10 protein-coding genes and 4 pseudogenes are annotated in these 10,349 nt (G+C 63.5%); 8 read left to right on the top strand and 6 right to left on the bottom strand.

All coding sequences use genetic code 11. The features are described from left to right. Positions 1-106: 106 nt before the first annotated feature. Positions 107-928, bottom strand: coding sequence for a matrixin family metalloprotease (locus tag D578_RS0113880; RefSeq protein ID WP_018950534.1), 822 nt, complete (start codon positions 926-928; stop codon positions 107-109). Positions 929-1,332: 404 nt separating this feature from the next. Here D578_RS0113880 and D578_RS15005 point away from each other — a divergent pair, with 404 nt between their 5' ends. Continuing rightward, positions 1,333-1,815: a hypothetical protein gene (locus D578_RS15005; protein WP_018950535.1), complete on the top strand. Its 483-nt coding sequence runs from the start codon at positions 1,333-1,335 to the stop codon at positions 1,813-1,815. A gap of 332 nt (positions 1,816-2,147) precedes the next feature. Here D578_RS15005 and D578_RS0113890 read toward each other — a convergent pair whose 3' ends face one another. Beyond that, positions 2,148-2,510, bottom strand: a complete 363-nt coding sequence (locus D578_RS0113890) for a rhodanese-like domain-containing protein (protein WP_018950536.1) — start codon at positions 2,508-2,510, stop codon at positions 2,148-2,150. Between the two features lie 324 nt (positions 2,511-2,834). Next, positions 2,835-3,167: a DUF3634 family protein gene (locus D578_RS0113895; RefSeq protein ID WP_018950537.1), complete on the bottom strand. Its 333-nt coding sequence runs from the start codon at positions 3,165-3,167 to the stop codon at positions 2,835-2,837. 542 nt (positions 3,168-3,709) lie between these two features. Here D578_RS0113895 and D578_RS0113900 point away from each other — a divergent pair. The 6 genes and pseudogenes from D578_RS0113900 (at position 3,710) to D578_RS0113925 (ending at position 7,123) form a co-directional block, all read left to right on the top strand. After that, positions 3,710-3,994 carry a type II toxin-antitoxin system Phd/YefM family antitoxin gene (locus D578_RS0113900; protein WP_018950538.1) on the top strand — a complete coding sequence of 95 codons (285 nt, stop codon included), beginning with the start codon at positions 3,710-3,712 and terminating at the stop codon, positions 3,992-3,994. A 4-nt stretch (positions 3,995-3,998) separates the two neighbouring features. Beyond that, a pseudogene (locus D578_RS15010) lies at positions 3,999-4,316 on the top strand (type II toxin-antitoxin system RelE/ParE family toxin). A gap of 534 nt (positions 4,317-4,850) precedes the next feature. Beyond that, entirely contained in the window at positions 4,851-5,456 is a 606-nt protein-coding gene (locus tag D578_RS0113910; protein WP_018950540.1) for a PEP-CTERM sorting domain-containing protein, read from the top strand. Positions 5,457-5,999: 543 nt separating this feature from the next. Beyond that, entirely contained in the window at positions 6,000-6,308 is a 309-nt protein-coding gene (locus D578_RS0113915; RefSeq protein WP_026289362.1) for a type II toxin-antitoxin system MqsR family toxin, read from the top strand. After that, positions 6,305-6,751 (top strand): type II TA system antitoxin MqsA family protein, encoded by a 447-nt coding sequence (locus D578_RS15015; protein WP_081617383.1) that lies wholly within the window; start codon positions 6,305-6,307, stop codon positions 6,749-6,751. The genes D578_RS0113915 and D578_RS15015 overlap by 4 nt, the downstream gene beginning before the upstream one ends. 87 nt (positions 6,752-6,838) lie before the next feature. Then, complete coding sequence (locus D578_RS0113925) at positions 6,839-7,123, top strand: type II toxin-antitoxin system Phd/YefM family antitoxin (RefSeq protein WP_018950543.1); 285 nt, start codon at positions 6,839-6,841, stop codon at positions 7,121-7,123. Between the two features lie 181 nt (positions 7,124-7,304). Here D578_RS0113925 and D578_RS0113930 read toward each other — a convergent pair whose 3' ends face one another. The 3 genes and pseudogenes from D578_RS0113930 to D578_RS15025 all read right to left on the bottom strand — a co-directional run bounded on the left by D578_RS0113930 (position 7,305) and on the right by D578_RS15025 (position 9,941). Further along, positions 7,305-9,278: an AsmA family protein gene (locus D578_RS0113930; protein ID WP_042798473.1), complete on the bottom strand. Its 1,974-nt coding sequence runs from the start codon at positions 9,276-9,278 to the stop codon at positions 7,305-7,307. A 267-nt stretch (positions 9,279-9,545) separates the two neighbouring features. After that, positions 9,546-9,695, bottom strand: a pseudogene (locus D578_RS15020) (type II toxin-antitoxin system RelE/ParE family toxin); the annotation flags it as partial. A gap of 22 nt (positions 9,696-9,717) precedes the next feature. Continuing rightward, positions 9,718-9,941: pseudogene (locus D578_RS15025) on the bottom strand (hypothetical protein). A 316-nt stretch (positions 9,942-10,257) separates the two neighbouring features. Here D578_RS15025 and D578_RS15715 point away from each other — a divergent pair. Next, positions 10,258-10,349 (top strand): annotated as a pseudogene (locus tag D578_RS15715) (type II toxin-antitoxin system Phd/YefM family antitoxin); the annotation flags it as partial.

A 10,349-nucleotide genomic window follows, 5' to 3' on the forward strand; every position in this document is an offset into this window, starting at 1 on the left:
CGAGGCCTCGCAGAGGCCGCGGCAATCGGTTGACGTGCCACGGGTGGGGGCCGCTCGTGGTGGAGCAGGGGCATGGGCAAGACCTGCCCCTGAATGTGCTCGGGGGCTACTTCTCGCCGATGGCAAGGTCGCCGCCGACACCGGTCACGGGCAGGATGCGGTCGTCGTGGTCAAGGAAGGGGTCGCTGGCGAATGCGCTTCCCTCGTCCTCGGTCGGCATCTCGGCCAGTTGGGTGTTGAAGGTATCGGCGGGGCGCCCGTAGAGCCGCTGGACTCCGCGCAGATCGCCGGGCTGCAGATCGGCGAAGTCCTCGGTGTACCTGAACCCCATCACCTGCCCGGATGGCCCGGGATGGTCCAGGCCGATGGCGTGACCGATCTCGTGAGTCAGCGTATAGCGGATGTCGTAGACATCCTCGTTGCCGTCGAATCCGACCTTCCACTCGTGAGCAGGATTCAGACACACCAGCGACTGTTCGATGGTGCGCACATCCACTTCCGCATCGGGCGAGTAGGAAACGTTGGTGAAATCGTCCGAATCGTGCGCGTAGGCTACGTTGGCGAATGCCCGCCCACGCGGCTGGCCCTGGGCACCGAGGACGATATCCGCCTCCCGGGCATCGCTTACCTTGTGGAATGACAGACCGGCCGCGCGCTCCCAAACCCGAAACGCCGCCGCGGCCTCGCGATCCAGCGTCTCCATGGAGAGACTCTCCCCTAGAAGCCCTTCAATCGGTGCCACATCGCGGCAGTTGTGCGCATCATCGAACCGCAGCGCCTCCCCGGCAAAGGCATAGCTGATGCTGGCCCCTGTCCCTAACCGCTGGTCCCCCCACTTCACCTTGTAGCCATCCAGCTTGAGCAGCCGATACCCACCGTCGTCGGCAAGGGCCGGCAGCGGGAGTGCCAAGGGCAGAAAGCCGGCCATTATCAAGGCCAGCGCGGGAAGGTGTGCATGCGTGACTGATCGCACCGCAGTCTCCTGATCGGGCCCCGTCAAGAGCGCCTTCAGGGCGCGCGAGGCTCCCGCGCAGCGTAACATAACGGACGACTAACGCTTATGTGTGACACCGAACCGACGAAGCATTCGCTCATCCTCAGAGTCCGAGCGGGGCCCCTTGCGGTCTGCGAACCGTACTCGGCTCAATCAACGGCGTGGCCCCGCGAACCCCGTGTGGCGAGGGCGGGGCGCGGATCGAACGCTGGGCATCCGCCGAAACGCCGTCATTGCGAGGCCTCGAAGAGGCCGGCCCTACGAGGGGCAGACCTTGCCCTTTGCCCCCACGTACCGACGGTGCCGGACAGCCAGACTGAATGGGAGAGACACGTTTGATGAATCGATCGTGGCCCGTACTGGGCCTTTGCATCTCCCTGGTTTTCGCCGGCGCAGCCCGGGCGGACACCACGGAGCTGGAGGGCGACTGGGCCTGCCCGGCCGTAATGCAACTGGCAGCCATCGGGCAGAGCCAACTAAACCTGCAGCTCGATACGCGCTCCCGTCTGCATCCGGACGGGCGTTACAAGAGCGAGGGCGATGCCGTGGCCCAGTTCGGGCTATGGCCGCTCACGCTGATCGCGACCAGCGAGGGGCAGTGGCAGCGCGAGGAGCAACAGCTCACGCTCACCGTGGAAGCCCTGGACCTGTCGCCTGGATCCCCATCGGGCGTTGAGCTTCAGCGCTCCCTGATCCGGCAGATCACTCCGCTGCTCCCGGAGCTCCCGCATACGGAGGTCACGCGGATCGTGACCGAGTCTCCCACCCGCCTGGTGGTCGAAGACGCGACCGGCGAACAGTACACCTGCAACCGGCTGTGAGCCCCCGCGCGGGCGTGGACTGAGTTCTCCCCTCTTGCCCCCAAGGTGAGGCGAGACGCCAAACGAAAGCCCTGAGCGGCGTCTGTTAAGGGCTACCCCGAATACCTGGCCCCGAGCAGCCTGGTCCAGCGAACCTCGGAATGGCGAGGGTGGCGTGCGGATCGAACGCCGGACCAAAAAGGCCGAAGTTCCGTCATTGCGAGGCCTCGTAGAGGCCGCGGCAATTGGTTGAAGTGCCACGAATGCGGACAGCTCCGCAGCGGGGCAGGGGCGAAAGGCAAGACGTGACCCTGGGTGTCCCGGGATGCGCATGCATTCGTCGAGACCGCGCGTTAGCCCTTGTCGCAGGGAAATCCGTGACGCCACCATGCCCGCATCCCGGATGCGAGCTGACGCGCGTCGTAACCCTGCTCACGCAGCATGCGTACGGCCGGGACGCTGCGGTGGGCGGTCAGGCAGATGGCGATCACCGGCTGGTTGGGGTCCAGGTCAAGGGAGCGGACACCGTCGCGGGTAAACCGCGTGATCGGGAGGCTCCGCGCCCCCGGGATCCGGCTGTGTCGAAACTCTCGACGCGAGCGGACGTCGACAATCTGGACGTCGCCGCGCGAGGACCTGTCGCGAAGTTCCTCTGCGCTGATCTCGGGAACGTCTCCGAAGGGCCACCAGCTGCGAATCCTGTCGAGGATCTTCATGTATCGGCTCCAAACCGTCGTGGGATCGCGTCACTGAGCTGCAAGTCCATGCTCATTGTCGCTCGAAGGGGCGGGCCCCGACCGCCGCCGCAACTCGGCCCCGTCTTTATCCGCCCTCAGCATGGAGCATGGCCCAACAAGCCCCGGATGGCGACGGCCGGGCGCGGATATCATGGATGCCCGAAATGCCGTCATTGCGAGGCCTCGCGGAGGCCGTGGCAATCCGTCGGAGCGGCCTGGCTGCCGATCGACTGCCAAAAGGCAAGGATTGACCCAGTTGTCTGTGCCTTGTTTCCCCAGACGCAGGCCGGATCGTTTACGTCGCTACCCCGTCGCTCGCATGCCGCCGCCTCCACCTCCGCCCGGCGGTGGTGTCCAGACGTTGCGGAAGGCCTGGTGCGTCTTCGCCGGGAGATGGCGGGAGAACCGCAACTGAATACCCCCGTCGGTGCGCACGGCAGCGATCCGGCCCCGCTTCAGACCGTATCGTCGTGCCACGTCCTCGCAGCCGCGTGTGAATCCAGACGGCGGCTGGCCGCGACGCACGCGGGTAGCGCCATCGCGCAACTCCACCGAAAACACCAGCCGTGCATGCCAAAGCATCAGCGCGACGCCAAGGCCCAGCACGGCGAACATGAGCAGGAACGTAAGCAGCATGATTGATTGCGCCGCCGGACGGGATACGCGCCCAGTGTAGCGCACCGCATCCGATGTCCTTTCCGCCCGCTGTGGTCGTCTCGTCAACGCAATCCATAGGCTACGTGGCCTACAACAGAACGGTGGCTGTTCTCTTTTCCCTGTCGGGTCTTCCCCGAAACCGCGCAGCGGTTATCCGGGACCGACGGGGCTGGGGGTGGGATCGGTGCCCGAGTGTTTCCCGACCTGGGAGATCCCGGCTCTACGCTTCGCTACGGCCGGGATGACCGGAGTGGGGCGTGTAAACGTAGGCGTCCTCTTTGAGGGCTGATTCCCGAAGCGCCGTCATTGCGAGGCCTCGCAGAGGCCGCGGCAATCCGTCAGAGCGGCCCGAGGTCCGACCGGTCCCGTTCGCGGTGCCGGAGCGGGGTCCGATCTCAGGGTAAGAGCACATTTGTGGGCCGGAATACGCCTAGTCGCCGTGGTCCGCCCCCGTCTTGCTTACACAGAGTGCTCTTCAAAGCCCTTTTAACAGGTTCTATAGTCCGCCCTAACGGCGGCTTATGATGGAGCGGATCGTGATGATCAAATTTTCCGAAGACCTGGTCCCCCTGACCGACCTGAAGGCGAATCCCGGACGGGTTATGAAACACGTGGCCGAGGTTCACCGGCCCGTACTGCTGATTAGCCGGGGCAGGGATGTTGCCGTGGTGCAGTCGGTGGCGGATTACGAAAAGGCCGAGGAAGAGCGGGAATTCATGCGGGCCGTCGTCGCGGGTCTTGCGGACCTGGAGGCCGGCCGGGAACTCTCGCTGGACGAGGCCAGGGCGCAGCTCGGTCTCAACTAGCAATATGCCCGGCATTACGATCACGTTTGCCGAATCCGCCCTGCGCGATCTCGAGCAGATGCAGGAGTGGGACTCGGAGCAAGGCGTGCCGGAGGTCGGACAGAGGCTGGCGCAAGAGATTTTCCAACGAGTCTAGGCCCTGAACGACCACCCCGAAATCGGCAGGGTAGTGCCTGAATTTGACCAGCCGTTCCTGCGAGAGGTCGTCCATCCACCGTTCCGCATCGTGTACCGGCGTGATCCCGGTCGGGTGAGGGTTGTCCGCGTCTGGCGAAGCGAACGCCTGCTGCACCTCCCTGGTGGAGCGTCGAAGAAGAACTAGGCAGCCACCAGACCTCCGCTCACGGTTCGTGGCGTTTGAGCGCACGCAAGCCCGGCCCACCGTCATTGCGAGGCCTCGCAGAGGCCGCGGCAATCCGTCGGAGCGGCCCGAGACTCTACCGACCCCCTTTGCGGTGCCGGAGTGGGATCTAATCTCAAAGCAAGAGCCCATTTATGGGCCGCAATGCGCCGTTTAACGCCCTCAAACAGCCCTTTGGGTTCAGAAAGTCCCGTTAACACGCCTGGTTACCGTGGCCCAACCCCGTCGATGTGACCTAGTCGAGGTCCTTCACCCGTGCACACGTCAGAACCCTTTACACCCGATGATCGCGTTTGCGACCGCCCCCCGTCGGGTGCGCGTAACCTACGGTTTTCCAACGTCAATATAGAGCGGCATTTAGCGGGCATGGATGTTGCAAATCCGTGGGTGAGCGCAGACCCAAACCTCAACCTGCCTGCGCAGACCCACGAGGTAACGACCATGACTACAAAGACTGTACAGGGCGGAACCCTCGCCCTTCTGCTCGCGGGAGGCATGATTGCCGCCGGATCGGCCTCCGCCAGCGTCATCAACTGCTCCGATCTCGACGGCAACCTGGGCGACAAGGTCACGCCCAACCAGGGCTGCCAGGTCCTGGAGCCGCTCGACGGCAATGTGAATACCAGCCTCACGGTCGTCAACAATGCCGAGTTCTTCGGCTACTCGGACTGGCTGTTCGACGGCAAGTACGAGGACACCAACGGCAACCTGATCAACGACCCCGATGATCCGGCAACCATCGTGAGCTTCAACGGCGATGCCCAGAGCGGGACCTGGGAGCTGGTGGTTCTCGACTTCTGGAGCAATTTCGAGAACCTGATGTTCGCGTTCAAGGATGGCGCCGACACCAACATCGTGGCCTACGACATGCTGAACGGCGCCCTGAGCGGGGCCTACGCCACCCCGTTGACCGACCCCCCGTTCGATTTGTCGGGCGCGGGCGAGGATCGCGACATCTCGCACATTTCGGTGTACTACCGCGGTAACGGGAATAACGAAGTACCGACCCCCGGCTCGCTGCTCCTGGTGGGTATCGGCCTCGTGATGCTCGGCTGGGCCCTGCGCCGGCGCAAGGATCCCGCCCCGGCCTCGACCGCGTAAGCCACCGCAGCACCCTGTCCCAACGGGCCCCGGAAGCGATTCCGGGGCCTTTTTCCTGCGCCCGGCGCAGATCCGCTTCCGGCGGGTGGGGTGCCAGTTTCCCCGCGGCACAAGGTTGTGCCGCCAGAACCGACCACCGCAGGTGGTTGATCCTGATGAAGCCTGCAAAGCCCCTTGCTATCGCAAAGGCAATCAAACCGGTGCAGCGCAGCGAGCGCTGCAAATGCCGGGATTCCATTACCGCCCTCCGACCCCGTCGCGCGTCCGTTACCGTGGTCCGACCGATCATGGATGGCATTGTCTGGTCATCCCGGAAACCGCGCAGCGGTTATCCGGGATCCACGCGGCTGGGGGTGGGATCGGTGCCCGAGTGTTTACCGACGGGGGAGATCCCGGCTCTACGCTTCGCTACGGCCGGAATGACGGGGGTGCGGCGTGTACCGTAGGTGTCCTCTTTCTGTGCTTTCTGTGGTCCGATTCTGGCTGGGCGAGGTCCGGCCCCAAGGGTATGACAAAAATAACCTAATAGGTTAGTGTTAATGCATGGAAAAGCGCTCGGCGCATTATCCGCTGGAGGCGGTCAAGAAGCTCGTAGCCCAGCAGGGCGTTCGAGCATTTACTAAGACCGCTCGGGACGGCGGAGCGGCAATGGGCTTGTTCGGGTCAGACCTCATTGAGGTGGTTCTGGGTGTAGAGCGCTGCATGTTCTACAAGAGCATGACCACCTACCAGGACCACACGGTATGGCAGGACGTGTACCACGTGCCCACGCCCAGCGGAGAAGCGTACGTGAAGTTTACGTTGCGCGAAGAGGGCTCGATTGTCATCCAGTTCAAGAGGAAAGGAGTATGAAAACGCGCCCCTGCATTCAGTGCGAAAAAGGAACCATGGTCTTGGATACGCGCCCGATTCAGGCCGCGTTGGGGGATCTGGCGCAGCAGGTACCCGATGTGCATGCCTGGTTTTGCGATCACTGTGGCGAGGTCGAATTCGCGGACGAAGATGGAGCCGCCCGGTACTCGGATGCAATGGATGCCCTGACCCGTCAGGCGAAGGTGTTGCGTGGCCAGGAGATCCGTAGGATCCGGCGCCGGCTCAGGCTGACCCAGGTCCAGGCGGGCATGCTCTTTGGGGGTGGCGTGAACGCATTCAGCCGCTATGAACGGGGGCAAACCGAGCCGCATCGCTCAGTGGAACAGCTACTGCATTTGCTTGATCGCCATCCCGAGCTCTTGCCTGAGGTTCAAAGCCAGGCGGAATCCCGTATGAACGGGTTGAATCAGGAAGGGGGCTAGTTCCCGTGGTCCGACCCAGTCTTGCTTAAACAGAGTGCTCTCTATGGCCCTTTGAACAGGTGCTACAGTCCGCCCTACCGGGGGCTTATGATGGAGCGGATCGTGATGATCAAATTTTCCGAAGACCTGGTCCCCCTGACCAACCTGAAGGCGAATCCCGGACGGGTTATGAAACACGTGGCCGAGGTTCACCGGCCCGTACTGCTGACTAGCCGGGGCAGGGGTGTTGCCGTGGTGCAGTCGGTGGCGGATTACGAAAAGGCCGAGGAAGAGCGGGTATTCATGCGGGCCGTCGTCGCGGGTCTTGCGGACCTGGAGGCCGGCCGGGAACTCTCGCTGGACGAGGCCAGGGCGCAGCTCGGTCTCAACTAGCAACAAGGCGGCGTTGCCTGGGGTCAGGCCTTGCTTTTTGCCCGTGTGGCGAACGGAGGGCAAATCCGTAGGCAAAAGGCAAGGTCTGACCCCATTGCTCGGGGGTGTGGTGGAAGCTATCTAATGGAGATTGCGCCGTTCCGGCAGGTCCGAGCCCGCTATGGTGGCCCGCAAGGGTGTTTCACTCGTCCGGCATTGACTCCTCGTGCAACCGCAGGCAGTCGCTATCTTCCGCCTGGCCAAGGTCGAAGAAGGCGGCCACGGCGGCGATCGGTGAGACAAGGGCGGCCAGGCCCACCGCCAGCCCGCCCCGGACCACGAGCTCCGACGGATCAATGTCGATGGAGGGCGCAGTGAACGGGCCGCTCACCCGGACCGGAACGCGAGTACGAGCGATACCGGTCTCCTTGGGCTCACCCTTGATATCGAGCACGAAGGTCTCCTCGTTGAGGTCGATCTCCCCGTCGCCGGCGATCATTGTGTCCTCGGTGTCGAGGAGCAAGATCGTGCTGTTCATGACCCCGTCCTCGCTGTCGAACGCCGCGACGAAACAGCGGATATGCACCGCATCCGGCACGGTGTCGCCCCGCACGAGGGTCAGCGCCTCGAGGAAACCGATGTCCAGCAGGCGCAGCAGCGAACCGTCGATGCGGCCGCGTTCCATGATGATGGCCACCTCGCCATCAGCCGTGGCCAGTGCGGAACGGATGGTGTCCCCGGTCGTCGAGAAAAGCGCGCGGCCCTCCAGGACGCCTTCGCCGTAGCCATCCATGGGCGTGCCTTCAATGATGTCGCGCAACTGTATGCCCGACAGGCGAAGATCGTAGTCGGTCTGCACCGTGTCGCCCCCGGAATAGATGGACGTGAACAGGTCAAACGCTCCCCCGGCAAGCCCGAAGCGCAGGGGTGAAAGACGCAGGATGCCCTCTTCGATTTCCAGGTCGAGTTCGACGTCGTTAAGCGGCAGCCCGCGTGCGACAACGCGCTCGCCGCGAAACGTCAGTCTCACATCGTTTTCCTGAATCTGCTCCACCTGGAGCGGTGCATCGGGCAACACGCGGGGGGCAGGTTCCGTTTCGTCCTCGGCCTCGTCTACGTCTACGTCTACGTCTTCAGCCTCGCCCCTGTCCTCAGCCTCGCCTTCCCCTAAGTCCGGGGAAACCCCGATCACGGCTCCGAGATCCTCGAATTGCAGATTCCGCGACAGCAAATCGGCAGTGATCAGCGGCCGCTCCGGGCCGGCGTCGAAGGTGACCAAGCCGGAGAGATCGCTTTCGCCCACGGTGCCGTCGAAGTCCTCAAACCGCCAGAGGTCGTTCTCTCGAACGAGGTGACCGGCAAGTTCGTAAGGCGGTGTCGCGGGCAACGGAATGTGCAGGATCGGGACGAGCAGGGCGAGATCCGGTCCTGCGAGATGCAGATCCATGTCGAGATGCATTTGGTCGGGGCGGTGGAGGAGGGTGCCGGCCATGGCGAGTTCGGTGGGGCCCACCTGTGCGTCCAGTTCGATCGCATAGGGTTCGTCTGTGTCGCGCAGGTTAACGAGCGCCGCGCCGCGTATATTCAGTTCGAAAGGCTCACCTTGAATCCGCCCCTGACCTTCGAGGGTGACGGGCAGGGCCCCTTCATCGGGACTGACCGCCTCAACCGAGCTCAGCCTGGCATCCAGTTCGAACTCACGCCCGTGATCCCGGTAGGTCAGGCGGCTCTCGTCGATGACTAGTGTTTCAATGAGTGGAATCTGTGGCGGCTCATCGGGTCTTTCCTCGGTGTCCAGATCCCAGTTGACTCGTCTTTCGTCAGCGGCCTCCAGGTGAACCTCCGCTCCATGCACGCGCAGATCGGTGATGACCGTCTGTCCGCGCAACAGCGCGCCGAGGTCGAACCGCACATCCAGACGCTCGACCCGGAGCATGTCCGGCTCCGAGGCCCAGTCAGCATTGGCGAGGCGGATGTCCCGGGCGGTGAACCACGGGTGCATCGAAATGCTGCCCTCCAAATCGCCATCAATGGCGAATTCACGCCCCGTCTCCTCGGAAACCCATTGCGAAATGGGACCCCGCAGCATGTTCCAGTCGAGGACGAGAATCGCAAGGGTCAGCAATGCTGCGATAACGCCCACCGTCGCCGCCAGCCACGTAAGCGTTCTGCGCATCGGAGAGCCTCTCTCCCGCCCGCCGGGGCGGATGTGAGTGGCGCCGGCGGGGTCATTCCCTCCGGCAGGAAAACCATCGAACCGGTTATTCATGGGTCGGTCAGCGAGATTTCATCGACCCACCAGCCGGCGTGTCCCTCCTGATGTGTGGACTCCTTTGCAATGATCATAGTCGCGGGTGCCCCGATTGGAACGGCGCATGTGCGGGTGTGTGAGGGCCCTCAAAATCCTTCGGATCCGCGACGGCGGCTGGCGCGGCTCAGCTCAGTTCAGCGGAAAGCGCTTCAGTAGCGACACCGCCTCACCGATGGCGGCTCCAGCATGGGCAGCGGCTGCCGGGTCGCGTTCCGCTAGGAAGGCGACAAGCCGCAGGAGGTCCTCGCGCGCTCGCGCCGTGAAGCGTACCGAGTAACTCATCCTTGAGACTCCCGCTGACGGGCTACTGGTTGCTCAACACACGGTCGAGATCGTCCAGCACCAACGGGCCGGGTAGTACTCACCTGTTACACGGGCATTGCGCGCGGATGCCAGGCCGCGCTTCAGAAACTCGGCCCGGGCGCGCTGTCGATCAATCTCGTGGCGAACGCCATCCTCGATAAAGGCCGACAGTGTCTCTCCTGCGCCAAGGATTTTCTCCACCTGGTCCCGAAAGGCATCGCTGATCCGAAAGGCGAGCGTAGCGAGTGATTGGTAGAGGAAGTCGGCGACCTCTGCGGGCGGGAACGAGCGCTCATGGCCGTGCCTGTCTTCTTTCTCCGTCAGCCCGTCATTGCGAGGCCTCGCAGAGGCCGCGGCAATCTCCCGGATCCGCCCGAGAGCTTGCCCGTCGCATTGGCGTTGCCGGATCGGATCGGAAAGGTGGGTGTCCCCTTCCTCCGCCGATCGGAATGGGCGGTCACGATGGCCCGGAAGACGCAATTGAACCGAACCTGAAGGATGTCTATAGTTGTACGGTACTTCCGTACGTTTGAGGTCGGGCATGGAAACAGTCAGCGTGAACCGGTTTCGCGAGAACCTGAAGGCCTTCGTGGAAGAGGCCGTCACTACGCACACGCCGCTCAAGGTCACGCG

Origin of the sequence: Thioalkalivibrio sp. ALMg11, assembly GCF_000377905.1 — a bacterium.
GTDB lineage: Bacteria > Pseudomonadota > Gammaproteobacteria > Ectothiorhodospirales > Ectothiorhodospiraceae > Thioalkalivibrio.

What these genes read in the sequence shown, in the direction of transcription:
- D578_RS0113930 (WP_042798473.1), bottom strand. Translation starts at nt 9,278, where the DNA reads ATGCGCAGAACGCTTACGTGGCTGGCGGCGACGGTGGGCGTTATCGCA.
- D578_RS0113910 (WP_018950540.1), top strand. Translation starts at nt 4,851, where the DNA reads ATGATTGCCGCCGGATCGGCCTCCGCCAGCGTCATCAACTGCTCCGAT.
- D578_RS0113915 (WP_026289362.1), top strand. Translation starts at nt 6,000, where the DNA reads ATGGAAAAGCGCTCGGCGCATTATCCGCTGGAGGCGGTCAAGAAGCTC.
- D578_RS0113880 (WP_018950534.1), bottom strand. Translation starts at nt 928, where the DNA reads ATGGCCGGCTTTCTGCCCTTGGCACTCCCGCTGCCGGCCCTTGCCGAC.
- D578_RS0113890 (WP_018950536.1), bottom strand. Translation starts at nt 2,510, where the DNA reads ATGAAGATCCTCGACAGGATTCGCAGCTGGTGGCCCTTCGGAGACGTT.
- D578_RS0113895 (WP_018950537.1), bottom strand. Translation starts at nt 3,167, where the DNA reads ATGCTGCTTACGTTCCTGCTCATGTTCGCCGTGCTGGGCCTTGGCGTC.
- D578_RS15005 (WP_018950535.1), top strand. Translation starts at nt 1,333, where the DNA reads ATGAATCGATCGTGGCCCGTACTGGGCCTTTGCATCTCCCTGGTTTTC.
- D578_RS0113925 (WP_018950543.1), top strand. Translation starts at nt 6,839, where the DNA reads ATGATGGAGCGGATCGTGATGATCAAATTTTCCGAAGACCTGGTCCCC.
- D578_RS15015 (WP_081617383.1), top strand. Translation starts at nt 6,305, where the DNA reads ATGAAAACGCGCCCCTGCATTCAGTGCGAAAAAGGAACCATGGTCTTG.
- D578_RS0113900 (WP_018950538.1), top strand. Translation starts at nt 3,710, where the DNA reads ATGATGGAGCGGATCGTGATGATCAAATTTTCCGAAGACCTGGTCCCC.